Below are 24,979 nucleotides of genomic sequence, written 5' to 3'. Positions count from 1 at the left end.
GTCTAGCGAGGCACCCGCGCCAGCAGGGCCTCTTTCAGCCAACGCCCCGCCTGCCCGAGCGGGCGGGCGCGATACCACTGCAGCTCCAGCTCCAGCTCGGCCTGGGCGGTGAAGTCCGGCTTGAGCACCACCAGCTCCCCCCGCGCCAGCGGCCGATGCAGCAAAAACTCGGGCACCGCCGCCCACCCCAGCCCCAGCTTGACCAGCTCCAGCACGCCGAGATCCCCCTCGACCCACCACACTTGCGCCGAGAGGCGGAAGCGATGGCGCTCCGTCCCCTCACGCCGTCCCGTCACCATCAACTGGCGGGCCCCCTGCAGGTCGCTCTCGTGCAGCGGTGTCTTGCGGGCCAGGGGGTGATCCGGGGAGACAACCAGCGGCATGGTCACGGCCCCGAGGGAACGGGAGACCAGATCCCGTTCGGGGTGCGCCTTCTGGTAGCTGATGCCGAGCTGGGCCCGGCCGCTCTTGAGCAGCTCGGTCACGTCCTCCATCAGCGGGAACAGCAGCTCCAGCTCCACCCTGGGGTAGCGGCTGGCAAACTCCTCCAACAGGGAGCCGAGCCAGGGCAGGTGGGAGTCATGGTCGATGGCCAGGGTGAGGCGCGACTCGATGCCGCTGGCCAGTTCGCCGGCGATGGCCTGCAGCCGTTCGCTCTGGGCCAGCAGGACGCCGGCCTCCTGGCTGATGCGGGCCCCCACCTCCGTCAGCACCGGATAGCGGCCGCTGCGATCGAACAGCTCGAGGCCGAGATCGATCTCCAGGTTGGCGATGGCGCTGCTCACCACCGACTGGGCTTTGCCGAGCCGCCGCGCCGCCGCCGAGAAGGAGCCCGTCTCGGCGGCGGCCAGCAGGGTTCTGAATTGTTCCAGTGAGGGGGTCATGGTCTGCTCCAGCGCTCGGTGGTGGCGCCATATCCATCTATTTTAGCGATAGATACCAACGTGTATCTATCGCCAATTCGCGATAAGTTGGCCACCGTTCCCATTAAGAAAGAGAGACTGATCATGCGTACGACCCGTGACCGCCTGCGCCACGCCATCGGCTTCGAATTGATTGGCCTGCTGATCGCCGCCCCGCTGGCGAGCTGGGTAACCGGTGTCGGCCTGGACCACATGGGCCCGCTGGCCCTGTTCTTCTCGGTGGTCGCCACCGTCTGGAACTATGTCTACAACCTCGGGGTGGACAAGCTGCTGCTGCGCTGTCAGGGCCATACCCACAAGGCGTTGTGGCAGCGGGTGCTGCATACCCTGGGGTTCGAGGGGGGTCTGCTGGTCGTTGCCCTGCCGGTCATGTCTTGGTGGCTCGACATCGGCCTGCTGGAGGCGCTGGTGCTGGATCTGGGCTTCGTGCTCTTCTACCTGGTCTATGCCTTCGTCTACAACTGGAGCTATGACAAGGTATTCCCCATCCCCATGGTGCGCCAGCCAGGTGCGCTGGGGTGAAGGGCGAAAAGAGGTGTGAATAACCACGAGGCACCATCATGCGAAAGGCATGATGGTGCTGGAGGCAGGGCGGCGTGCCGGGATCAGGCCTGCGCCCTGGCCTCTTGCGGGGATTCCTCGTCCTGCTTCGCCTCCTGGTTCAGCATGGCCTCGAGGTCGCTCTGGTACTGGCTCAGCATGCGCTGGGCCGCCACCATGTCCCCCTTGTGCAGACGCTCGAACAGATGATGCTGCACCACGCCGTTGAGATACTCCACCGTGATGGGTTGCTCCAACGCAGACAACAACTCCTCTTTCTCCAGCTCCGCATTGATTTCATCGACACTGGTACGCAGCAGACCGGCCAGTTGCACCAGCATGCGGCGCTCGCCTTCACGCAACAGGCTCAACATGCGGTTTCTCTGCTGCTCATTCTGTTGGGTCATACATTTCCTTACGTAGAGTGGGAACAAGCCCGCTCATTCTGCCCTGTCCCTCAGGGAGCGTCCATCTCAGGGCCCCCACTTATTTTCATGTCGCCCCCGCAAGGCAGGCAAGATGCTATTTGGCCCGTCGCTAGGTTATAGTAACCCCTGATTTGCGGACGCCGAACCGCTCCGATCGGACGAGATATTTCACCATGACCGACGCCATCCTGGTGCTCTGCACCTGCCCCGACGAGGCCAGTGCCGACCGCCTCTGCGAGCGGCTGCTCGACCAGCGCCTCGCCGCCTGCATCAGCCAGCTGCCCGGGCTCACCTCCGTCTACCGCTGGCAGGGGAAGATTGAGCGAGCGCGGGAGATCCAGCTCATCATCAAGAGCCGGGCCGAGCTGTTCGAACCCCTTCGCCAGTGCATCCTGGCCCATCACCCCTACGAGGTGCCGGAGATCCTGGCGCTGCCTGCGAGCCAGGGTCATCAACCCTATCTCGACTGGTTGAGGGAGGAGACCTCATGACCCCTTTTCGCCTGTTGACGCCTCTGCTATTCCTGCTGGGACTGCTGTGCACCCCGCCGGCATCCGCCCAGGTCGGCAGCCAGGATCTGCTGAGCAGCCTCGGCATCGAGACCGGTGCCCAGCCCAGATTCCTCAAGGTGGACGAGGCCTTCGTCCTCGAGAGCGAGCAGCAGGGCGACCGGCTCACGCTCACCCTGCGCATCGCCGACGACTACTACCTCTATCGCCACAGCATCCGCGTCAAGGGAGAGAACCTCGCCTTCGACGAACCCGTCCTGCCCCCGGGCACCGAGCACGAGGACGACTTCTTCGGCAAGAGCCGGGTCTTCTACCAGACGCTGACCATCCCCGTCACCCTGACCGAGGCGGGTCAGGGGGCCAGCCTCACCCTGAGCTATCAGGGCTGCACCGAGGGCCTCTGCTACCCACCGACCGACAAGCGGATCGCCGTGCAGCCTCTGGCCGCCTCCGCAGATGCGGGACCTGCTGCCAGCGTCCAGGGCGCCGATGCCCCGGGCAGCCAGCAGGACAGGCTGGCGGCCGCCCTCGGCAGCCAGGGCTTCTGGCTCAGCGTCGCCGCCTTCTTCGCCCTGGGGCTGGGGCTCGCCTTCACCCCCTGCGTCTTCCCCATGTATCCCATCCTGACCGGGATCATCGCGGGCGCGGGCCAGCGCCTCTCCACCCGCCGCGCCTTCCTGCTCTCCCTTGCCTATGTACAGGGGATGGCGATCACCTACACCCTGCTCGGACTGGTGGTGGCCTCGGCGGGCCTGCAATTCCAGGCGGCCCTGCAGCACCCCTATGTGCTGATCAGCCTCTCCGTCATGTTCGTGCTGCTGGCCCTCTCCATGTTCGGCCTCTACACCCTGCAACTGCCGAGCAGCCTGCAAACCCGGCTGTCCGGCCTCTCCAACCGCCAGCAGGGGGGATCCGTGGCCGGGGTCGCCATCATGGGCATGATCTCGGGGCTGGTCTGCTCCCCCTGCACCACGGCGCCGCTCTCGGGGGCCCTCATCTACGTGGCCCAGAGTGGCGACCTCTGGCTCGGTGGGGCGGCCCTCTATGCGCTGTCGCTGGGCATGGGGCTGCCCCTGCTGCTGCTCGGCACCTCGGGGGGCAGGCTGCTGCCCAAGGCCGGCGCCTGGATGGACGTGATCAAGCAACTCTTCGGCTTTGCGCTGCTGGCGGTCCCCGTCCTGCTGCTCTCCAGGCTCTGGAGCGATCAGATCACCACTCTCGCCTGGCTCGCCTGGGGGCTGGCGCTGTGCGCCTACCTCCACCACCACAACCAGCACCGCGTTCACTCGGTCGGCAGGAGCCTGGCCGGCTTCGCCCTGCTGCTGGCCATGATGAGTCTGGTGGTGGTGGGCAAGGATCTGCTGCTGCCCGCCCCCGGCGTCCAGGCCAGCGCCGAGACCCAGGCGCCGCAGTTCATCCGCATCAAGACCCGGGGCGATCTCGAGGCCCGGCTCGCCGACGCCCGCGGCAAGCCGGTGCTGCTCGACCTCTACGCCGACTGGTGCGTGGCCTGCAAGGAGTTCGAACACAAGACCTTCAGCGACCCCGAAGTGCGGGCCCGCTTCAAGGAGATGGTGCTGCTGCAGGCGGACGTCACCGCCAACGACGACGCCGACGTCGAGCTGCTCAACGGCCTCAACGTGCTGGGGCTGCCGACCCTGATCTTCTTCGACAGCGAGGGCAAGGAGCTCACGGGGCAGAGGATCACCGGCTTTATGGGGCCCGCCGAGTTCCTGGGCCAGCTGGACAGGTTGCGCTGAAGCGGGCTGGCCCGCACAACGGTGCGGGTCAGACCCCTTGATCGCTGATTTTCATGACCATCCCTTGTATATGACCAGCGCCATGGCAGAATTTGCCCTTTCCCGTCTCGCATCGTCCGGAGTTTTGATGAAAAAGTGGTTCATCCCATTGCTGGCCTGCTGGCTATACGGCTGCTACGGGGGGCCCGGTGAAGAGGCCATCCAGAACCAGGTGGCCGCCAGGCTGCAGGCCGACGCCGATGCCAGCCTGTTCGACATCAGCGACTTCGCCGTGCTCGGCAAGGAGGAGCGGATGGAGGGGGTCTATCTCGTCAGGGTGAGCTACCGGCTCCACTTCAAGCAGGGACTGGATCAGTTGCAGGTGCTGCACGATGAGGATCTGGTCTATGACAGGGTAGGCCCCTTCCAGCAGGAGATGGGGCTGATGGAGCTGGAGCGCAAATATGGCGACTTCGAGGCAGGCCAGGTGCTGGCGCAGGAGACCCAGGTCTGGATGATGAAGACGGAGCAGGGCTGGCGCCTCGCCGAGCCCGACCCCGCGCAGCAGGGGTAAGGCCTACAGCAGATCCTTCAGCCGGTACCACAGCATCCCGAGCGCCAGCAGCGGGGAGCGCAGCGCCGGCCCGCCGGGGAAAGTCATGTGGGGTACCCGGCTGAACAGATCGAAACCCCTGCTCTCGCCCCGTATTGCCTCCGCCACCAGCTTGCCCGCCATGTGGGTGGCGTTGAGCCCGTGGCCCGAATAGGCCTGGGCATAGAAGACGTTGGGGTGATCGGTCAGGCGACCGATCTGGGGCAACCGGTTGGCCCCTATCCCTATCATGCCTCCCCACTGGAACTCGATGGCGGTGTCCGCGAGCTCCGGGAAGACCCGCAGCAGCTTGGGCAGCATAAAGGCCTTGATATCGCGGGGGTCACGGCCCGAGTAGTTGCAGGCCCCGCCAAACAGCAGGCGACCGTCGGCCGACAACCGATAGTAGTCGAGCGCCACGTTCTGATCGCACACCGCCATGTTCTGCGGCAACAGCCGCTGGCGCAGCCGCTTCTCCAGTACCTGGGTGGCGAGGATGTAGGAGCCCGCCGGCAGCACCTTGCCCCCGAGCACGGGCTGGAGGTCGCCTAGATAGGCGTTGCAGCCGATCACCAGGTAGTCGGCGCTGACCCGACCGTGGGCCGTGGTGACCCGCACCCGATCGCCGTGGTCGATATGGGTGACCCTGGACTGCTCGAACAGGGCCACCCCCAGGCTCTGGGCGGCCCGCGCCTCGCCGAGGGCCAGGTTGAGGGGGTGCAGGTGGCCTGATCCCATGTCGATCATGCCGCCGATGTAGCGATCCGACCCCACCACTGTGTGGATCTCCTCCCTGGGGACCATCTTCAGCTCGTGCCGGTAGCCCAGGCTCGCCAGATGTTCGGCGTCCTCCTCGAATCCCTTCAGGTGGCGCGCCTTGGTGGCGAGGTCGCAGTATCCCCAGGTGAGATCGCAGTCGATGTTGAAGCGCTCGACCCGCTCGCGCACCAGTTGCACCGCCTCCAGCCCCATCAGATCCAGCTCGCGTACCCCGTCTTCGCCGATCCAGCGGGCAAACTGGCTGGTGTCGTGGCCGATACCGCGAATGAGCTGGCCGCCGTTGCGCCCCGAGGCGCCCCAGCCGATGCGATTGGCCTCCAGCAGCACCACCTTGTAGCCCGCCTCGGCCAGGTTGATGGCGGTGTTGAGGCCGGTGAAGCCGCCACCTATGATGCAGACGTCCGCATCCAGCTCACCGCTGAGCTCGGGCCACTGCCGATGGTCGTTGCGGGTGGCCGCGTAATAGGAGGCCACGTGTTCCTGATATCCCTGTCTTCCTGTCTGCATGCTCAGCATCCTGCCTGGTTGCATTCGTTTACTAAATTAAACGGGTGTCATCGATAATACCCAGCCCCTGGCTGGCAATCCAGCCTGCCGGGATCACAGAAACGCAAAAGGTGTCCCGAAGGACACCCTGTCGCGAGCGGGCCACCGTCGTGATCCGCCTTCATGCAAAAGGCGCCCCGCGGGGGCGCCTTTTCATGCAATCACGGGACTGTAACGAATTACAGAACGTTGATGGCGTTCAGATCGGAGAAGGCTTTCTCCAGACGAGCGATCATGGAAGTCTGACCTTCACGCAGCCATACGCGCGGGTCGTAGTACTTCTTGTTCGGCTTGTCCGCGCCTTCCGGGTTGCCCAGCTGGCCTTGCAGGTAGGCTTCGTTCTTCTTGTAGAAGTTCAGCAGACCTTCCCAGGTCGCCCACTGGGTGTCGGTGTCGATGTTCATCTTCACCACGCCGTAGGAGATGGATTCGCGGATCTCTTCCAGGGTGGAACCTGAGCCACCGTGGAACACGAAGTCCAGGGACTTGGCCGGGATACCGAACTTCTCGGAGACGTACTTCTGGGAGGCGTCCAGGATGGACGGGGTCAGCTTGACGTTACCCGGCTTGTAGACACCGTGCACGTTGCCGAAGGAGGCAGCGATGGTGAAGCGCGGGCTGATCTTGGACAGACGCTCGTAGGCGTAGGCCACGTCTTCCGGCTGGGTGTACAGGGCGGACTGGTCCATGTGGCTGTTGTCCACACCGTCTTCCTCGCCACCGGTGCAGCCCAGTTCCAGCTCCAGAGTCATGTTCATCTTGGCCATGCGGGTCAGGTACTCGCAGCAGATGTCGATGTTCTCTTCCAGAGACTCTTCGGACAGGTCCAGCATGTGGGAGGAGAACAGCGGCTTGCCGGTCTCGGCGAAGTGCTTCTCACCGGCTTCCAGCAGGCCGTCGATCCATGGCAGCAGCTTCTTGGCGGCGTGGTCGGTGTGCAGGATCACGGGAACACCGTAGGCTTCGGCCACGGCGTGCACGTGCTTGGCACCGGAGATGGCACCGATGATGGCGGCTTTCTGGCCTTCCAGCTTCAGACCCTTGCCGGCGGTGAACACGGCACCACCGTTGGAGAACTGCACGATGACCGGGGCTTTCACCTTGGCGGCAGCTTCCAGCACGGCGTTGACGGAGTCGGTACCGACGCAGTTGACGGCCGGCAGAGCGAAGCCGTTTTCCTTGGCGATGGCGAACACTTTCTGAACGTCATCACCAGTGATCACGCCGGGTTTTACGAAGTCGAAAATTTTCTTAGACATGTTTAATCGTCCTGTCTCGTATGCCGTTAATAAAAAGTGGGGGGTTCATCATGAACCGGCACAGCGGCCACATGATAAACGAAACGGGAGGCTTTTGCCCCCCGTCCCGGGTCAATTAGGCTTTGGCGCGCTCTTCCAGAATCGCGACGGCCGGCAGTACCTTGCCTTCCACGAACTCCAGGAAGGCGCCGCCGCCGGTGGAGATGTAGGAGACCTTGTCGGCGATGCCGAACTTGTCGATGGCAGCCAGGGTGTCACCACCACCAGCGATGGAGAAGGCCGGGGATTCGGCGATGGCGCGCGCGATCACCTCGGTGCCCTTGGCGAACTGGTCGAACTCGAACACGCCGACCGGGCCGTTCCACAGGATGGTCTTGGCGTTCATGATGATGTCGGCCAGGGCCTTGGCGGAATCCGGGCCGATGTCGAAGATCATGTCGCCGTCGGTCACGTCGGACACGGACTTGATGGTAGCCGGAGTGGACTCGGAGAACTCGGCACCCACGACCACGTCGGTGGTCACCGGAATGTTGGTCTCGGCAGCCAGCTTCTTGGCGGTGTCGATCAGGTCGTGCTCGCACAGGGACTTGCCGACGTTGTGACCGGCAGCGGCGATGAAGGTGTTGGCGATGCCGCCACCGACGACCAGCTGGTCAGCGATCTTGGAGAGAGACTCCAGCACGGTCAGCTTGGTGGAGACCTTGGAGCCGCCGACGATGGCAACCATGGGGCGCTCGGGCTTCAGCATGGCCTTGCCCAGGGCTTCCAGCTCACCGGCCAGCAGGGGACCAGCACAGGCGACCGGCGCGAACTGGGCCACACCGTAGGTGGAACCTTCGGCGCGGTGAGCGGTACCGAACGCATCCATGACGAAGACGTCACACAGGGCGGCGTATTTTTTGGCCAGCTCTTCGGTGTTCTTCTTCTCGCCCTTGTTGAAGCGGCAGTTTTCCAGCACGACCAGCTCACCGGCGGCGACGTCTACGCCATCCAGGTAATCCTTGGCCAGGCGAACCGGGCAGGACAGAGCGTCTTTCAGATAGTTGACGACCGGAGCCAGGGAGAATTCTTCGTTGTATTCACCCTCGGTCGGACGACCCAGGTGGGAGGTGATCATCAGCTTGGCGCCCTTTTCCAGAGCCAGCTTGATGGTCGGCAGGGTAGCGACGATACGTGCATCGGAAGTGACCTTGCCGTCTTTTACCGGCACGTTCAGGTCAGCACGGATCAGAACGCGTTTGCCCGCCAGATCCAGGTCGGTCATCTTGATAACAGACATATTCAGTCCTCTATATATTTTCAGGTAATGTTAAAAAAACAGTAACCTTGCACCCGTGCAGGCTCTCAGCCTGCGGCCATCATGGCCCGGGTGGTATCCAGCATCCGATTCGCGAAGCCCCATTCGTTATCGCACCACATCAGCATCTTGACGAGGTTGGCATCGCTGACCCGGGTCTGGGTACCATCGATGATGCAGGAGTGTGCATCATGATTAAAGTCTACGGAGACCAGGGGTTCTTCCGTGTAGTCCAGAATACCGTGTAATGTACCTCTGGATGCCCGTTGCAGGGCTTGATTTACGTCACTAACTGTCACTTTTTTACGAACAGTAATGCTCAGATCCATGGCGGTTACATTGATGGTCGGCACCCGTACCGCGATCGCCTCGAACTTGCCGGCGAAGTGCGGCAGGATCCGCTCCAGCCCCTTGGCCAGCTTGGTATCCACCGGGATGATGGACTGGCTGGCAGCCCGGGTTCGACGCAAGTCGCCGTGGTAGGCATCGATGACTTGCTGATCGTGCATGGCTGAATGAATTGTCGTAATAGTACCACAATTTATCTCGAATTCTCGATGCAATGTTTCTATCACCGGTACCACGCAGTTGGTGGTGCAGGAGGCGTTGGAGACGATCCGCTCCCTGCCCGTCAGCACCTGGTGGTTGACCCCGTAGACTATGGTGGCATCCACGTCCGCATCCGCCGGATGGGAGAAGAGCACCTTGCCCGCCCCCGCTCCCAGATGCAGCTCGGCATCGGCGCGGGAGCCGAACACCCCGGTGCAGTCCAGCACCACGTCCACCCCCAGCGCCCGCCAGGGTAGCCGCGACGGATCCCGCTCCGCAAACAGGGAGATGAGATCCTCCCCCACCAGCATGCTGTTGCCCGCGAGCTGTACCGGGTAGCGGAAACGACCGTGACTGGTGTCAAAGCGGGTCAGGTGCACCATGGCCTCGGGGGCGGCCAGCTCGTTGATGGCCACTATCTTGATTTGCTTGTCGCGGCCGCTCTCGTAGAGGGCCCGCAGCACGTTGCGGCCGATGCGGCCGTACCCGTTGATGGCGATCTTGATCATGAAAACTCTGGGTCCTTACCTGCGACAAAGGGACGAACGAAGAGGCGGCTCACGAGAGCAGCGCCTCCCGGAAGACGCCGCGGGCCAGCAGCGCGGCGCCGAACACCCCGGCACTGTCCCCCAGGGACGGCGCTATGATGGGCGTAGCGAAACGAGGGTTGAAGAGGAAGGGCAGTATGGTTTCCCGTCCGGCCCGATAGAGGCTCTGCACGTTGCCCACCCCGCCGCCGATGACGATGACGTCCGGATCCAGGATGTTGACCACGTTGGCGAGCGCCTGGCCAAACAGCAGGTGCAGACGGTCCATGGTGAGTCTGGCGACATGGTCATGGGCGCTGGCTGCCGCGATTTGGGCCAGGGGCAGGCGACGTTTTGCCTTGGCCTCGTACCAGGCCTCCAGGGCCGGGCCGCTGATGAAGGTCTCGACGCAGCCGCGCTTGCCGCAGTAGCACTCGGGGCCGTCCGGTGAGAGCACGTTGTGGCCCCACTCCCCGGCGATGCCGTGGTGGCCGTTGAGGATCTGGCCGTTGATGACGATGCCGGAGCCCACCCCGGTGCCCATGATGATGCCGAACACCACGCGGGCCGAGGGATGGTGCTGGCGCACCGCGCCGAGATGGGTTTCCGCCAGGGCGAAGCAGTTCGCGTCGTTGGCGATCAGCACGGGCACGCCGAGTCGGCGCTCCAGATCCTCCTTGAACGGCTTGCCGTTGAGCTCGGTGGTGTTGCAGTTCTTCATCAACCCGGTCTGGGGATCCCGTGCCCCTGGCGTGCCCATACCGATGACGGCGGGCCGCTGGCCGAGCCGCTCGGCGCACTCGTCCACCAGTTTCGCGATCTGGCCGATCATGTGCTGATAACCGCCATGGCGTTCCGTGGGGATGCGGTGACGCAGCAACACCTCGTCACCCTCGAGCACCACGCACTCGCACTTGGTCCCGCCAAGGTCGATGCCCCAATCCCACGCACTCTTGCCCATCCTGCCTCCTGCCATGTTCTGCGACGCCGCCACTCATCGACAGCATGCGCGCCCGCCCATCCCGTCCGTGACCCTGCTCAGTGGTGGTGCAGTGTAACCCGAGCGGCGGCCAGGATGCAGCCCCCACAGGCACAGGCAGCAAAACGGGGCCTCCAGGCCCCGTTCTCATCGCGCTCTTTGCCGCTCTCAGCGGCCGTGGTAGCGGGCCGACAACTCGTGCACCGCGTTCACGAAGACCCCGGCGTGCTCGGGATCCACGTCCTGATGGATGCCGTGACCCAGGTTGAAGACGTGGCCGTTGCCGCTGCCAAAGCCGGCCAGGATGGAGGCGACCTCCTCGCGAATGCGATCCGGCGTGGCGTAAAGCATGGAGGGATCCATGTTGCCCTGCAGCGCCACCTTGTCGCCGACCCGGCGTTTGGCGTCCGCGATGTCGGTGGTCCAGTCCAGCCCCAGGGCGTCGCAGCCGGTGGCGGCGATCTGCTCCAGCCACTGGCCACCGTTCTTGGTGAACAGGGTGACCGGCACGCGGCGGCCCTCATTTTCACGGATCAGGCCATCGACGATCTTGTGCATGTACTGCAGGGAGAAATCGCGGTAGTCGCGCGGGGTGAGCACGCCGCCCCAGGTGTCGAACACCATGACGGACTGGGCACCCGCCCTGATCTGGGCGTTGAGATAGGCGATGACGCTGTCCGCCAGCTTGTCGAGCAGCAGGTGCAGCGTCATGGGCTCGGCGTACATCATCTGCTTGATCTTGGTGAACGCCTTGGAGCTGCCTCCCTCCACCATGTAGGTGGCGAGCGTCCAGGGACTGCCGGAGAAGCCGATGAGGGGCACCTCGCCCTTGAGCTCGCGGCGGATGGTGCGCACCGCGTTCATCACGTAGCCGAGCTCGTCTTCCGGATCCGGCACCGGCAGCGCCTGCACGTCCGCCATGGAGGTGATCGGGCGCTCGAAGCGCGGGCCTTCCCCGTGCTCGAAGTAGAGACCCAGCCCCATGGCGTCGGGCACGGTCAGGATGTCGGAGAAGAGGATGGCGGCATCGAGCGGATAGCGGCGCAGCGGCTGCAGGGTGACCTCGCAGGCCAGCTCGGCGTTGCGGCACAGGGACATGAAGTCCCCCGCGACGGCGCGGGTCGCCTTGTATTCCGGCAGGTAGCGGCCGGCCTGACGCATCATCCATACCGGGGTCATGTCCACATCCTGGCGCAGCAGGGCGCGCAGGTATCGATCGTTCTTCAGCTCTTTCATCCCAGTTCCTGAGTCATCTCACGCATAAAATGGCGGACATGATACCACTTTGTGCAAGGCTGAGGGCGGCCCAAAGGTGCCGTAGGGCCGTCCGAGTGCAAAGATGTGAAGGGGCGCAAACAAGGGCCTGCTTTTCAACACCGTCAACGGGTCTCGCTCAGCGTCTGCTCGATAAGCCGCCGCGCTATGGTGCCCTGGGGGGGCAAGCGCGGCAGCCGGTCGGCTTCGAAGAAACCGGCGGCCACCAGCTCCTCATCCTGCACCTTGATCTCGCCGCTCTCGTAGTCGGCGGTGAAGCCCATCATCAGGCTGTGGGGGAAGGGCCAGGGCTGGCTCGCCACGTAGCGCACGTTGCGCACCCGGATGCCGCTCTCCTCGAACACCTCCCGCGCCACGCACTGCTCGAGGTTCTCCCCCGCCTCCACGAAGCCGGCCAGCACGGTATACATGGGATCCTCGGCCTGATAGTGGCGACGGTGGGCCGCCAGCAGGATCGCGGGCCCCTTGCGCACCGCCACTATGATGCAGGGGGAGATGCGCGGATAGACGACGTGGCCGTGCCGGCACCCCTGCGCCCACTCCCCCGACTTCGGGGTCATGGGGGCGCCGCACTCGCCGCAGAAGCGATGGGTGCGGCGGAAAGTGGCGAGCTGCCAGGCGCGGCCGGCGAGGCGAAAGCCCTCCTCATCTCCCGCCACCATCAGCTGGCGCAGGGGAGTGGTCGCGTCCGTGTCGGTGCCGGGCCCCAGATCCAGCAGCAGGCAGGGCAGGCCGTCCCACTCGTCGAAACGCTCAAAGGCGGCGTGTTGCAGCCGGGCTGGCAGGCAGGTCTGAGGGCCCTGTGGAATGCGCCCCTGTTCATCCAGCAGGACGAGGTGATCGCCCCCCAGCACGAACCAGAGGGCCTGTTCGGTCGATGGCATAAGGTGAACGCTCTTGTTGAGAAGCCGTGCCGCGCACGGACAAGTGAGCCCATCTTACGACCGGGGGCGCCTTATGGCGACCCCGGCATGGTACATGGGAGGCCCCGGCCCAGAGGCTCCACCATACAAAAAGGGTCGCCATGGCGACCCTTTCTCTTCAACTACCCAGCCGGATCAGTTCATCCAGCGCTCGCTGCTCTTGCGACGGCGCGGCAGCATGGGCAGCAGGATGCCGAGCAGGATGCCGCCCCCCACCATGGCACCACCGCGGATGAACCAGTCCATCTGCATGTCGTGCTCCCGGTTGTCATAGCTCTGGGTCAGGGCGTCGTTCTGTTCCTTGAGGCTGCTCATCTCGGCGCTCTGGCTGTCGAGGCGGGCCTTGAGGTTGGCGATCTCCTGGCTCTGCTCGGCGATCTTGCCATCCTTCTCGGCGAAGCGGCGCTCGTTGTCGCCATTGAGGTTCAGCAACCTGGCCTTGGCCTCTTCCAGCTCTTTCTGGATCTGGGGCAGGCGCTCACGCAGGCTGACCTCCCCCTGCAACTCGCTGTTCTTGATCCAGCCTTCACGGCCACGACCGTCCACCACCTGGGTGAAACCGGCCTCCTGGTTCACCGCCTTGACCTCCAGCGGCTCACCGGCCTTGACGCTGCCGAGGATCCGGTACTGGGTACCCGGACCGTTGTGGATATAGGTAAAGATGTTGTCTGAAACATAGCGGGTATCGGCCAGTGCCTGTTGGGCACACAGGCAGATGAGGATCCCGAGAAGGGCGCGCATGGTCGGTCGATTCTCTTCGTTGGATTAGGTTGCAGGCCGAATGTTAAGCCGCCTGCGGGTCAAAGGACAAGCAAAGAAAAGCGCTCTCCCCCAGACTGAGAGCCGTCTCGCAGGGTCCTCCCGTCGTCACGCGACCATTCCAGACGTCGCAGGCTACTTCTGTTGCAGTGCCTTCACCTCGGCACGCAGGGCCTTCAGCTCCTGCAGCAGTTGCTCTTGCTGGGCATTGTAGTGGTGGCGCCACTTGTCGGTCTCACTGTCCTCCTTCTTGGGCTGCAGAAAGAGGCTAGCCATGAAACCGCTGAGGGCACTGAACAGGCCGACGCCGAAGATGATCATCAGGCTGGCCACGAAGCGCCCTTCCTCGGTTTGCGGCACTATATCCCCGTATCCTATGGTGGAGAGCGTCACCAGGGTCCACCAGAAAGCGTCATAGGTGTTGTGGATCTGGCTGCCGGGTTGACCTCCCTCGACCCAGTAGATCAGTGCCGTTCCTACTCCGATTTGCAGGAAGAAAAGCAGCAGTATGCCGGCCAGCCGGGTCTCATTTCGTTCCCTTCGCACGATAGCGAGTAGATTGGGACTGCTGCGCAACAGCTGAATGACCCTGTAGAGCTGGATCAGCCGTGCCCAGCGCAGTTGCTCCACCATGGGCAGGCTGCCAGGCAGATAGAACCAGTTGGTCTTGAAGAAGGCTCGCTTGTCGCTGGCACGGAACCAGCCATAAGCGAAGTGGGCGAGGAAGATGTAGCAGATCAGGCTGTCCAGATCATAAAAGAGGGAAAGCGTCTCGGGAGTGAAGTGTTCACTCCACAGCCAGCGGAGTCCCACCAGTACCACGGAGATGATGGAGAGCAGTGCCATCAGCAGATCCATGGCCCGCAGATGAGTTAAGTGATGTCGCATACATTTTCCAACTTTAAGCACGGTTCGAATTAATAAAAAGGAAGATAATGCCGATAGCCATGACGGCAAAGGAAAAATGGACGTTGAAAGGAGAGAGATTATGCAGTTGAACCCGCTGGAACGGCACATGAGCAATATCCGGCTGGTACCCAAAGTGGTGCTGCTCATGGTGTTCAGCACCCTGCTGTTGCTGGCCAAGCTCTGGTTCGATGCCAGCAATCTGGAGGCCACCCTGCTCAGCGAGGGCATCGATGCCACCATGGCCAACGCCATCGCCGATCGCCTGCTCTGGACCGGCGTGATGGAAACGGCGCTCATGGGGGTCATCTTCGTGGTACTGCTGCTGACCGGCTCCCGCCTCATGGTCAAGCAGGTGCACTATCTGGTGGGCCTGCTTGAGCGCTTCGCCCGCAAGGATCTCAGCTACAGCGTGCTGCTCAACTCCCGCGACGAGTTCGGCGACATCGCCAAGGCGGTCGCCCACTCCCAGGAGAACCTCAAGGAGGTGTTCGGCACCCAGCGTGTCGCCTGCAAGGAGCTCAACGACATCGCCTCCCAGGTGACCCTTTGCATGGAAGAGGCCAACGAGGCGATCAACGAGGAGTTCACCCAGATAGAGCAGCTCGCCAGCGCCATGAGCCAGATGGTGGGCGCCATCCGCGAGGTGGCCAGCCATGCGGAGCAGGCCTCCCACGCCACCTTCGAGGCCAGCGCCCTGGCCGAGGAGGGCAGCCGCTGCGTCGCCGCCACCGTCAACACCATCGACACCCTCTCCGGCAACATCCAGCGCTCCTCCACCGTGGTCAACGAGGTGGAGCACGGGGTCGATCGCATCGGCTCCGTGGTGGACACCATCCGCAGCATCTCGGAGCAGACCAACCTGCTGGCCCTCAATGCCGCCATCGAGGCCGCCCGCGCCGGCGAGGCGGGCCGCGGCTTCGCCGTGGTGGCCTCCGAGGTGCGCGAACTCGCGAACCGGGCCCAGGCCGCCACCGTCGAGATCCAGAAGATGATCGAGCAGTTGCAGGGCAACGCCCGCCAGGCCGTCGGCCTGATGGCCGAGAGCGTGCAGCAGGCGGACAAGGGGGTGGAGCAGGTGACCCAGGCCGGCGATCAGCTCGCCACCATAGTCCAGCGGGTACAGGGGGTGGCCGACATGAACCGCCAGATCGCCGCCGCCTCCGAGCAGCAGAGTTCGGTCGCCGAGGAGATGAATGCCAACCTGGAGCAGGTCAAGCAGGTGGTGGAAGGCTCAGTGGTGGTGCTGCGCGAACTCAAGGATGCCTCCGAACTGGTGGAACGCCACAGCCAGACCCTGGACGATCACATTCAGGCCTTCAAGCTGGCCTGACGACACCAGGCCGTTGCTATCAGAGGGCCCCGCAAAGGGCCTTCTGCATTCATGCCATGACAAAGACTCAGGACAGGTGGAACATCACCGCCAGACCCTGGATGATCATATCCAGGCCTTCACGCTGGCCTGACTTTCACGCCGCAATCCAGTTAGACTGGAAGGCCCCGCAAGGGGCCTCTCTTTTTTCACCACGGCAAGGAGCCAGGATGCAGACCGAAGCACATCAGCTGGAGATCAGCGACGACAAGGGACGACTCGACGTTCCGCTCATCCACCGTTTTCTCTCCGAGGAGGCCTACTGGAGCCTCGGCATCCCCCTCTCCACCGTGCAGCGGGCCATCAACCATTCGCTGTGCTTCGGGGGCTACCTCGGCGGCCGGCAGGTGGCCTTCGCCCGGGTCATCACGGACAAGGCCACCTTCGGCTATCTCTCCGACGTCTTCGTGCTGCCTGAGCACCGCGGCCGGGGCCACAGCAAGGCGCTGATGGCGGCCATCCTGGCCCATCCCGAGCTGCAGGGGCTGCGCCGTCTCTCCCTCGCCACCTCGGATGCCCACGGCCTCTATGCCGGCTTCGGCTTCGCGCCGCCGCGCACTCCGGGCAGCCTGATGGAAAAATACGACCCCGAGATCTATCGGCGCCCCTGAACCCGGCGGGCAACCGATAACCTTCGCCGGCTCACCTGTCGGACACCCGCGCTGTGACGCGGGTGTCCGACAGTGCTAGATTGGCAACCGGATTTTGATTCACTCTGCAGACCCGTCAACCACAAGGATGGCAACCGTGGCCCAGCACTCTCCCTCTTTCTCCGCCCTTTCCCCCTTGCTGCAGGAGCAGGCCCGGCGCCACTGGCAGCGGCTGCTCGACCTGGCACCCGACCATGGCGCCCTGCCGGAGCCCACCCGCCAGACCCTGCTGACCCTGTTCGGCCTCTCCGATTTCGTCGCCGACTCCCTTATCAAGCAGCCCGAGTTGCTGGGACCGCTGCTCGCCTCCGGCGATCTGGATCAGGCCGAACGCTGGCCCGCCTACGAGGGCGATCTCGCTGCCCTGCTCGTCGGGGTCACGGATGAAGAGGCGCTCAAGCGCATCCTGCGCCAGTTCAGACGCAGCCGCATGCTGGTGATCGCCTGGCGCGAGCTGCTGGGTCATGCGGCGGTGGAAGAGAGCTTCATCCATCTGACCAAGCTGGCCGATGCCCTCATCTGCGGTGCCCGCGACTGGCTCTACGCCAAGCAGTGCGACGAGCTCGGCACCCCGGTGGATGGCAACGGCGATCCCCAGCCCCTGCTGATCCTCGGCATGGGCAAGCTCGGCGGCGGCGAGCTGAACTTCTCATCGGACATCGACCTCATCTTCACCTTCCCGGAGAACGGCTACACCGTCGGCGGGCGGCGCGAGCTCGCCAACCAGCAGTTCTTCATCAAGCTCGGCCAGCGTCTCATCAACGCCCTGCACCAGAGCACGGTCGACGGCCAGGTGTTCCGGGTCGACATGCGACTGCGCCCCTTCGGCGATGCGGGGCCGCTCGCCATCTCCTTCGCCGCCATGGAGGACTACTACCAGCACCATGGACGCAACTGGGAGCGCTACGCCATGGTCAAGGCGCGGGTGCTGGGCCCCCAGTGCGAGCACGCCCAGGCCCTCACCGAGCTGCTGCGCCCCTTCGTGTTTCGCCGCTACATCGACTTCGGCGTCATCGACGGCCTGCGCCAGATGAAGGCGATGATCGCCGCCGAGGTGCGCCGCAAGGGGCTGGAGGGCAACATCAAGCTCGGCGCCGGGGGCATTCGCGAGGTGGAGTTCATCGCCCAGGCGCTGCAGCTCATCCGCGGCGGCCGCGAGCCCGCCTTGCGGGTGCGCCACCTGCCCGAGGCGATCGCGGCCATCGCCCGGTGCGGTGCCCTCGAGGGGGACCAGTGCGAGCGCCTGCTCGTGGCCTACCGCTTCTTGCGCCGGGTCGAGAATATCCTGCAGGAGATCGGCGATCAGCAGACCCAGACCCTGCCCACCGAGGAGCGGGATCGTCAGCGGCTGATCGCGTCCCTCGGCTTCGATGACTGGGCCGCCTTCATGGCCCACCTGGACGAGGAGATGGCCGCCGTCCACCGGGAGTTTGTCGCCGTGGTGGGGGAGGAAAAAGAGGCCCCCGCCCATCTGGAGCAGCTCTGGCTCGATCTCTGGCGCACCGAGCTCGACGCCGCCGAACTGGCGCACCTGCTGGCCGCCCAGGTGGTCGACCCCGCCCCGCTGTGCGCCGCCCTGCTGCGCTTCAAGGAGGAGTACAAGCGCCGTCAGGTCGGCCCCCAGGGGCGGATCGCCCTGGACTGGCTGATGCCGGAACTGCTGCGCCTGGTGGTGGCGAGCCGCGAGCCCGCCCGTCTGTTCGAGCGGGTCTGCACCCTGCTGACCCGCATCTTCACCCGCAGCGCCTACCTGCAACTGCTGGCGGAAAACCCCGCCGCCCTGCGCCAGCTGGTGCGATTGTGTGACGAGAGCAACCTGGTCAGCGAGCAGCTCGCCCGCTACCCCATCTTGCTGGACGAGCTGCTGGATCCCCAGCACCTCTACCACCCCACGCCGCTGGATCAGTACAAGCCCCAGTTGCGCCAGTTCCTGCTGCGCATCCCCGAGGAGGATGTGGAGCAGCAGATGGAGGCGCTGCGCCAGTTCAAGCAGGTGCAGCTCTTGCGCATCGTCGCCGCCGACATCGCCGGCGCCCTGCCGTTGATGAAGGTGAGCGACCACCTCACCTGGCTGGCGGAGGCGATCACCGAGGAGGTGGTCAACCAGGCCTGGGCCCAGATGAGCGAGCGCTACGGGGTGCCCCCCGAGGTGGCACTGAGCGGCCAGCGCGGTTTCGCGGTGGTGGCCTACGGCAAGCTCGGCGGCATCGAGCTCGGTTACGGCTCGGATCTCGATCTGGTGTTCCTGCACGGCGGCGATCCCAACGGCCAGACCGACGGGCGCAAGCCCATCGACAGCCGCCAGTTCTACCTGCGCCTGGCCCAGCGGATCCTGCACCTGTTCAGCACCCGCACCCCGTCAGGGATCCTCTACGAGATCGACATGCGGCTGCGCCCCTCCGGCGACTCGGGGCTCCTGGTCTCGTCCCTGTCGGCCTACGAGCAGTACCAGCAAAACGAGGCCTGGACCTGGGAGCATCAGGCCCTGGTGCGGGCCCGCCCCATCTATGGCGATGATGCCGTGGTCGCCGACTTTGCCCGCATCCGCCGCGACGTACTGGCCAAGGAGCGCGACCTGCCGACCCTGGCCCGCGAGGTGCGGGAGATGCGCCAGAAGATGCGGGATCACCTGCTGAAAGCGGGCGAGGGAGAGTTCGACCTCAAGCAGTCCCCGGGCGGCATGGTGGACATCGAGTTCATCGCCCAGTACCTGGTGCTGGCCCACGCCTGCGGCGAGCCGGAGGCGCTGACCCGCTGGTCCGATAACGTGCGCATCTTCGACGAGTGCGTGATGGCGGGGGTATTGACCCTGGAGCAGGCAGAGGGGCTGAAACACGCCTACCTGGAGATACGCAACCTCGGCCATCGCCTCAACCTCTCGGAGATCTCCCGCAAGGTGGGGGACGACCAGCTGCCGCAAGAGCGGGGCCATGTACTGGCGGTCTGGCAGCAGCTGCTGGGGGAATAAGCAGAAGAAGGGGCGCCATGGCGCCCCTTCTCGTTGACGGGATCATGGTTGACGCTGGTTCAGCGCCCGCCAGCCACATCCATAAAGCTGCCGGTGACGTAGGAGGCCTCGTCCGACAGCAGCCAGGCGATGGCGGCCGCCACCTCACGGGGTTCGCCACCCCGTTGCAGCGGAATGGCCCCCTTGATCCTGTCCACCCGACCGGGCTCGCCGCCGTCCGCGTGCATCTCGGTGTAGATAAAGCCCGGACGCACCCCGTTGACCCGGATCCCCTGGGGCGCCACCTCCAGCGACAGCCCCCTGGTCAGCACGTCGACGGCCCCCTTGGCGGCGGCGTAGTCCACGTACTCCCCGGGGGAGCCCAGGCGCGCGGCGGCGGAAGAGACGTTGACGATGGCGCCCCCCGCCGTCATGCGGCGCACCGCCTCGCGACAGCAGAGAAAGCAGCCGGTGACATTGGTGGTCAGGGTCTGGTTGATGCGCTCGGCGCTCATCTCCAGCACCCGCATCTGCGGCTGCAGCCTGCCGGCGTTGTTCACCAGGTGGGTGACGGGGCCGAGCCGCGCGTCCATCTCCTCGAACAGGCGCACCACCTCGGCCTCCACGCCGACATCCGCCTGCACCGCGATGCACTCGACCGGATACCCCGCCCGGATCTCGGCCACCAGCGCCTCGGCCGCCGCCCTCTCCTGGCGATAGTTGAGGCACAGATGATACCCCTGCGCCGCCAGATGGCGGGCCGTCGCCGCCCCTATGCCCCGGCTGCCGCCGGTGATCAGCACCCGTTTGTTCATGAACCCTCCTGGTTCCCGGTGTCGATGACTGCCCCGGATAGTACCTCATCTTGCTGACCCAGCCTCTCCCCATGACGCCATGTTTCACAACAAAGAGCCCGCACGGGGCGGGCTCTTGTGGCAAGGCACGGAAGACGGGCTATTTGAACAGCCCCTTGAGCAGCTGATCCGCCGCCCCCTTGATCCCCTCGTCGTCGGCCTTGTCTCCCAGCAGTTTTTTCAGGCCTCGCTCGGCCTCCTTGCGGGCCTTCTCCTCCAGCACCTTGTTGTTGCTGAGCAGCGCCTTCACGTCGAGCCGGTAGCTCGGCGCCTGCCAGTGGCCACCGATGCGCACCGGTATGGTGATGTCCTTGAGCTCGTCCACGCTCTTGCCCCCCTGCCCCTTGCTGCTCTCCACCACGGAGGTGAGGAACAGGAAGTCCAGGGTCTCCGGCACCAGGGCGGTCTGACCCTGCCCCTTCACCCGCAGGGCGGGGGCGAAGAGCTGGATGTCGTCGCTCCTGGCAACCCCGTTGGCAATCTGGAAGCTGGCGGTGAGGGCACTGAAGTCGGTCTTACGCACCTCCTTCACCTGATCCGCCCCCTTGCCGGTCAGGGTGGCCCGCGCCTCGCGGATCATCTCCGCCAGGTTGATGCCGTGCAGGGCGCCGTCGCTCAGCCTGAGGCTGGCCTTGCCCTGCATCCGGCTGCGCAGCGCCTGCTCGGACAGTCCTGAGCCCTGCACCTCGACCTCCAGATCCCCCTTGCCTTCCAGCAGATCGGTCTGGGCCAGGGTCTGCAGCAGCGGCCGCACCTCGACCCCCTGCACCCGCTTGTGGACCTGATAGCGAGCCGGCTGCTGGCGGGCATCGAGCACGCCGATCGCCGTCACCTGACCACCGGCCACGCCGGCATTGAACTGCTTGAGGTTGAGCTCACCGCCGCTCAGGGCCAGTTGCAGGTCGACGGAGCTCAGGTCCAGGCCCTTCACCTTCAGGCCGCCCAGTTGCAATCGACCCGCCAGATCGACCAGTTTGAGAGCACTCAAATCAGGCTCTGCCGTGGACAGGGGCTGAGCCGAGGGGGCTGACTTGGCCGCTGCGCCCTGCTCACCCGCCGACACTGTGGCCGGTGCGGCAGAAGATGCGGCTGTCTTGGCCCCGTCCTGCTTGCCGAGCCAGGCGTCGAGATCCAGCTTCTCCCCCTTGAGATCGAACTCGACTCTGGGCACGGCCCCCAGCTGCACTGTGCCGTTGCCGCTCAGCAGGGCCTCATCCGCTCCCATCACCAGGTTGCTGAGGGTGACGGTCTGCTTATCCAGCTCGGCGCGAGCAAAGCCGGCGAGCTTGAGCTGCATCTGTGGGCGCGGCAGGCCCTCCCCGCTTAGCCTGGCGGCCAGCACGGCATCCGACAGCTCCAGCAGTTGCCGATTCTCGTCGAGGCGCGCCTTGAGGGTCCCCTCCAGCGTACCGGCCAGAGCCGGCTTGGCCACTTCTCCCTGGGCACCGTTCAGACTCAGGGTCAGGCTGCTCCACTCCCCCAGCGCCAGGCGATCCGCCTTGAGGGAGAAGGCATCGAGCCGCTGCGCCGGCTGGCTCAGGCTGCCGCTGAGGTTGAGATCCTTGAGCTCGCTCTTCATGGCCTCCCGGGCTGGTTTAAGCTGGGCCTGACCCTTGAGATCAAAGGCCAGATCCTCCTGGGCCCCCTTGGCGGCCAGGGTCACGGGCACCCACTCCCCCGGGGTCAACTGCCCCAGATCGAGATCCAGCCGGTCGAGCCGGGAGACGGCGCCGCTGCGATCGTCCCGCACCAGGGCGCTGGCATCCACCAGCGCGATGCCTTGCAGGCTGATCTGCCAGGGCTGCTCGTCGCTGGCGGGCGGGGTCGTCGTTGCGGCAGGCTCGGAGGTCGCCGCCTCCCCCTTGGGCTCGGCGGAGGCCTGGAGCAGATCCCTCAGGTTGGAGCTGCCGTCGGCCTTGGTCTGGATAAAGAGATGGGCACCGCTCAGGGTCACCTTGCCTATCTCCAGCCGATGGGAGAGCAGCGGCAGCAGGCCCACCGAGGCCTCACCCTGCTCGAAGCGCACCAGGTCGGGTTCGGCGAAACCGGCGGGGTTGCGCAGCGCCACCTTCTCCAGGGAGAGGCCGAGGCTTGGCCAGAAACGCCAGCCGATCGTCCCCTCCATCACCAGCTCGCGGCCCGTGCTCTTGCGCACCTGTTCCGCCAGCTGGGGCTTGAACTGATTGGGATCGATGAGGGACACCAGGGCGGCGATGGCCACCACGGCCGCCAGCGCCAGTCCCAGCAGGATGTAGATGATCTTCTTCACGACGGACTCCTTGAATGCGGATCTTGTGGCTGACTATACCACCGGGGGGATAACAGATGGGGCCCGTCTGTCAAAACAGGTTGCTGGCGAGACAGGGATGGTCGCAGCTAGTGCAGCCAGCGCAGCTCTTCCAACGCGCGGCAATAAAAAGGGCCCCGCAGGGCCCTGATGATAGTGGATGGCTGGCGCCCCTCTCGCCCGGATCAAGGCTGACGCGGCAACTGCTGATAGCCCATCTCGTACAGGGTGAAGGCATAGATGTCCGCGCTCTGCTCGATCAGTTTTGCCACCGGCGTCCCCGCCCCGTGCCCGGCATTGGTCTCGATGCGGATGAGCTGGGGATGGGGGCCGGCATCGTCGGCCTGCAGGGTGGCGGCGAACTTGAAGGAGTGGGCCGGCACCACCCGATCGTCGTGATCCGCCGTGGTCACCAGGGTCGAGGGGTAGCTGACCCCGGGCCGGACGTTGTGCAGGGGCGAGTAGCCCTTCAGGTAGTCGAACATCGCCTCGCTGTCGGCACTGGTACCGTAGTCATAGGCCCAGCCCGCCCCGGCGGTGAAGCTGTGGTAGCGCAGCATGTCGAGCACCCCCACCGCCGGCAGGGCGACCCGCATCAGATCCGGCCGCTGGGTCATCACGGCCCCCACCAGCAGACCGCCGTTGGAGCCACCGCGGATCGCCAGCCGATCGGTGCGGGTGTAGCCCTCGGCCTTGAGGTACTCGGCCGCCGCGATGAAATCGTCGAACACGTTCTGCTTGTTCTGCTGGGTGCCCGCCAGGTGCCAGGCCTGGCCGTACTCGCCGCCCCCGCGCAGGTTGGCCACCGCATAGACGCCCCCCAGATCCAGCCAGTTGGCCACCGACACGCTGAAGCTCGGAGTCAGGCTCACGTCGAAGCCGCCATAGCCGTAGAGGATGGTCGGGTTGCTGCCATCGAGTTTCAGCCCCTTGCGGTAGCTGATGATGAGCGGCACCCGGGTGCCGTCCTTGCTCTGGTAGAAGCGCTGCTCACAGACGTAATCCTCCGGCTTGAACGGCGCCGCCGAGGCGCGATAGAGACTGATGGCGCCGCTCTTTGGCTCGAACCGGTAGAGCGTGGGCGGCTGGGCATAGTGCTCGAAGCCGAAGTAGAGGGCGGGATCATCGTGCTTGCCGTTGAAGCCGCTGACGCTGCCAAGGCCGGGCAGCGCCACCTCGCGCACCCGCTTGCCTTCATAGTCGAACTGCTCGACCCGGGCGGTGGCATCCACCATGTACTCGGCGAACAGATAGCCGCTGCCGCTGTGCACCGTCAGCACCTGCTGACGCTCGGGGATGAGATCCCGCCAGCGGGCCGGCCCCGGGTTGGCGGCATCCACCGTCACCAGCCGGCGGTTGGGGGCGTCCCGGTTGGTCAGCAGGTAAAGGGTGCCGCCCTTGTTGTCCACCAGGCTCACGTCCGCGCCCAGATCTCCCTGCACCGTCAGCAGCGGCGCGTTCTCCTGGCTCAGATCCTTCACATAGAGGCGGTTGCCCGAGGTGGAGTTCGCCGCCGAGATGAGCAGGAAGCGGTCATCCTCGGTGACGGTCGCCCCCACGTAGCGGTGGTGCTGGGCCGGGATGGCGCCAAACACCAGCCGGTCCTCCTGCTGCGCCGTGCCGAGCCGGTGGAAATAGACCTTGTGCTGATCCGTCCTGGCCGACAGCTCGCTGCCATCTGGCTTGTCGTAGCTCGAGTAGAAGAAGCCCTCGTTGCCGAGCCAGCTGATGCCGCTGAACTTCACGTCCTTGAGGGGCGCCTCCAGCGGCTGTTTGCTCTCTACGTCCATCAGGTGGATCTCGCGCCAGTCGCTGCCCGCCAGCGATAAGGAGTAGGCCAGGATGCGGCCGTCCCGGGAGAAGCTCAGCTGGTCCAGCGCCGTGGTGCCGTCGGGGCTGAGGGTATTGGGATCGAGGAACACCTCGGCCGGCTTGCCCTCCTGCTGGCGCCACAGCACGTTCTGGTTCTGCAGGCCGTCGTTCTTGAAGAAGTAGTGGTAGCGCCCCTCGCGAAACGGCGCCCCCTCCTTGGCGTAGTTCCAGGACGAGGCCAATTGCTCCTTGATGGCGGCCCGATACGGGATCTGCGCCAGATAACCCTGAGTCACCCGGTTCTGGGCCTTGACCCAGGCCTCGGTCTCGGGGCTGCGGTCATCCTCCAGCCAGCGATAGGGGTCGGCCACGGCCTGGCCGAAGTAGTGATCCACCTGATCCCCCTGGCGGGTGACGGGGTAGTGAAGGCGCGCTTTCCCTGACATGGCATCCTCTCTGGTTGGCTGGCCGCTGCACGCACACAGCAGTGACAGGGCCAGCAGGCTGACAAAGGCTCGCATCGAGG

21 protein-coding genes are annotated in these 24,979 nt (G+C 65.0%); 7 read left to right on the top strand and 14 right to left on the bottom strand.

Translation table 11 applies throughout. From position 1 onward, the window contains the following. Window positions 1-2 precede the first annotated feature (2 nt). Window positions 3-884, bottom strand: coding sequence for a LysR family transcriptional regulator (locus AB5Y72_RS18710; RefSeq protein WP_368199415.1), 882 nt, complete (start codon window positions 882-884; stop codon window positions 3-5). Window positions 885-1,007: 123 nt separating this feature from the next. On the opposite strand from AB5Y72_RS18710, the gene AB5Y72_RS18705 reads away from it, so the two are divergent. Continuing rightward, the gene (locus AB5Y72_RS18705; RefSeq protein ID WP_042077228.1) at window positions 1,008-1,445 is read left to right on the top strand and encodes a PACE efflux transporter; all 438 of its coding nucleotides are present in this window, start codon (window positions 1,008-1,010) and stop codon (window positions 1,443-1,445) included. 83 nt (window positions 1,446-1,528) lie between these two features. On the opposite strand, the gene AB5Y72_RS18700 is transcribed toward AB5Y72_RS18705, so the two are convergent. Continuing rightward, on the bottom strand, window positions 1,529-1,870 hold the full coding sequence (locus tag AB5Y72_RS18700) for a hypothetical protein (RefSeq protein WP_042077229.1): 342 nt from the start codon (window positions 1,868-1,870) through the stop codon (window positions 1,529-1,531). 194 nt (window positions 1,871-2,064) lie between these two features. Here AB5Y72_RS18700 and cutA point away from each other — a divergent pair, with 194 nt between their 5' ends. The 3 genes from cutA (at window position 2,065) to AB5Y72_RS18685 (ending at window position 4,713) form a co-directional block, all read left to right on the top strand. Then, window positions 2,065-2,382 carry a divalent-cation tolerance protein CutA gene (cutA, locus tag AB5Y72_RS18695; RefSeq protein WP_216990991.1) on the top strand — a complete coding sequence of 106 codons (318 nt, stop codon included), beginning with the start codon at window positions 2,065-2,067 and terminating at the stop codon, window positions 2,380-2,382. Beyond that, entirely contained in the window at window positions 2,379-4,160 is a 1,782-nt protein-coding gene (locus AB5Y72_RS18690; RefSeq protein ID WP_219143518.1) for a protein-disulfide reductase DsbD, read from the top strand. Before cutA ends, AB5Y72_RS18690 begins: the two co-directional genes overlap by 4 nt. Before the next feature lie 127 nt (window positions 4,161-4,287). Then, window positions 4,288-4,713 (top strand): hypothetical protein, encoded by a 426-nt coding sequence (locus AB5Y72_RS18685; RefSeq protein WP_219143517.1) that lies wholly within the window; start codon window positions 4,288-4,290, stop codon window positions 4,711-4,713. Window positions 4,714-4,716: 3 nt separating this feature from the next. On the opposite strand, the gene AB5Y72_RS18680 is transcribed toward AB5Y72_RS18685, so the two are convergent. The 9 genes from AB5Y72_RS18680 to AB5Y72_RS18640 all read right to left on the bottom strand — a co-directional run bounded on the left by AB5Y72_RS18680 (window position 4,717) and on the right by AB5Y72_RS18640 (window position 14,513). Next, on the bottom strand, window positions 4,717-6,018 hold the full coding sequence (locus tag AB5Y72_RS18680; protein WP_219143516.1) for an FAD-binding oxidoreductase: 1,302 nt from the start codon (window positions 6,016-6,018) through the stop codon (window positions 4,717-4,719). Window positions 6,019-6,236: 218 nt separating this feature from the next. Then, window positions 6,237-7,316: a class II fructose-bisphosphate aldolase gene (gene fbaA, locus AB5Y72_RS18675; protein WP_042077238.1), complete on the bottom strand. Its 1,080-nt coding sequence runs from the start codon at window positions 7,314-7,316 to the stop codon at window positions 6,237-6,239. Between the two features lie 115 nt (window positions 7,317-7,431). Then, window positions 7,432-8,595 carry a phosphoglycerate kinase gene (locus AB5Y72_RS18670; protein ID WP_042016220.1) on the bottom strand — a complete coding sequence of 388 codons (1,164 nt, stop codon included), beginning with the start codon at window positions 8,593-8,595 and terminating at the stop codon, window positions 7,432-7,434. Window positions 8,596-8,660: 65 nt separating this feature from the next. After that, window positions 8,661-9,671 carry an erythrose-4-phosphate dehydrogenase gene (epd, locus tag AB5Y72_RS18665; RefSeq protein ID WP_209794052.1) on the bottom strand — a complete coding sequence of 337 codons (1,011 nt, stop codon included), beginning with the start codon at window positions 9,669-9,671 and terminating at the stop codon, window positions 8,661-8,663. 49 nt (window positions 9,672-9,720) lie between these two features. Continuing rightward, complete coding sequence (locus AB5Y72_RS18660) at window positions 9,721-10,650, bottom strand: ROK family protein (RefSeq protein WP_325782885.1); 930 nt, start codon at window positions 10,648-10,650, stop codon at window positions 9,721-9,723. Between the two features lie 186 nt (window positions 10,651-10,836). Further along, a complete protein-coding gene (hemE, locus tag AB5Y72_RS18655) occupies window positions 10,837-11,904 on the bottom strand; it encodes a uroporphyrinogen decarboxylase (RefSeq protein WP_042077242.1) in 1,068 nt (355 codons plus the stop codon). 143 nt (window positions 11,905-12,047) lie between these two features. Beyond that, window positions 12,048-12,827 (bottom strand): NAD(+) diphosphatase, encoded by a 780-nt coding sequence (gene nudC, locus AB5Y72_RS18650; protein ID WP_219143513.1) that lies wholly within the window; start codon window positions 12,825-12,827, stop codon window positions 12,048-12,050. A 174-nt stretch (window positions 12,828-13,001) separates the two neighbouring features. Beyond that, a complete protein-coding gene (locus AB5Y72_RS18645) occupies window positions 13,002-13,607 on the bottom strand; it encodes a TIGR04211 family SH3 domain-containing protein (RefSeq protein WP_042077244.1) in 606 nt (201 codons plus the stop codon). Window positions 13,608-13,760: 153 nt separating this feature from the next. Beyond that, the gene (locus tag AB5Y72_RS18640) at window positions 13,761-14,513 is read right to left on the bottom strand and encodes a potassium channel family protein (protein WP_042077245.1); all 753 of its coding nucleotides are present in this window, start codon (window positions 14,511-14,513) and stop codon (window positions 13,761-13,763) included. A 100-nt stretch (window positions 14,514-14,613) separates the two neighbouring features. On the opposite strand from AB5Y72_RS18640, the gene AB5Y72_RS18635 reads away from it, so the two are divergent. The 3 genes from AB5Y72_RS18635 (at window position 14,614) to glnE (ending at window position 19,521) form a co-directional block, all read left to right on the top strand. Beyond that, the gene (locus tag AB5Y72_RS18635; RefSeq protein ID WP_325782884.1) at window positions 14,614-15,864 is read left to right on the top strand and encodes a methyl-accepting chemotaxis protein; all 1,251 of its coding nucleotides are present in this window, start codon (window positions 14,614-14,616) and stop codon (window positions 15,862-15,864) included. 209 nt (window positions 15,865-16,073) lie between these two features. Beyond that, window positions 16,074-16,514, top strand: a complete 441-nt coding sequence (locus tag AB5Y72_RS18630) for a GNAT family N-acetyltransferase (protein ID WP_209794047.1) — start codon at window positions 16,074-16,076, stop codon at window positions 16,512-16,514. A gap of 136 nt (window positions 16,515-16,650) precedes the next feature. Continuing rightward, complete coding sequence (gene glnE / locus AB5Y72_RS18625; protein WP_257519974.1) at window positions 16,651-19,521, top strand: bifunctional [glutamate--ammonia ligase]-adenylyl-L-tyrosine phosphorylase/[glutamate--ammonia-ligase] adenylyltransferase; 2,871 nt, start codon at window positions 16,651-16,653, stop codon at window positions 19,519-19,521. Window positions 19,522-19,580: 59 nt separating this feature from the next. Here glnE and AB5Y72_RS18620 read toward each other — a convergent pair whose 3' ends face one another. The 3 genes from AB5Y72_RS18620 to AB5Y72_RS18610 all read right to left on the bottom strand — a co-directional run bounded on the left by AB5Y72_RS18620 (window position 19,581) and on the right by AB5Y72_RS18610 (window position 24,974). Continuing rightward, window positions 19,581-20,315 carry an SDR family oxidoreductase gene (locus tag AB5Y72_RS18620; protein WP_219143511.1) on the bottom strand — a complete coding sequence of 245 codons (735 nt, stop codon included), beginning with the start codon at window positions 20,313-20,315 and terminating at the stop codon, window positions 19,581-19,583. Window positions 20,316-20,454: 139 nt separating this feature from the next. After that, window positions 20,455-22,623, bottom strand: a complete 2,169-nt coding sequence (locus AB5Y72_RS18615) for an AsmA family protein (RefSeq protein ID WP_219143510.1) — start codon at window positions 22,621-22,623, stop codon at window positions 20,455-20,457. Between the two features lie 203 nt (window positions 22,624-22,826). Next, window positions 22,827-24,974, bottom strand: a complete 2,148-nt coding sequence (locus AB5Y72_RS18610) for a prolyl oligopeptidase family serine peptidase (protein WP_325782882.1) — start codon at window positions 24,972-24,974, stop codon at window positions 22,827-22,829. Window positions 24,975-24,979 lie beyond the last annotated feature (5 nt).

It is taken from the genome of Aeromonas sp. R7-4 (assembly GCF_040908055.1).
Classification (GTDB): Bacteria; Pseudomonadota; Gammaproteobacteria; order Enterobacterales; family Aeromonadaceae; genus Aeromonas; species Aeromonas sanarellii.
Note: the sequence above shows the minus strand (reverse complement) of the source record. Positions and strands in the feature narration are given on the sequence as shown.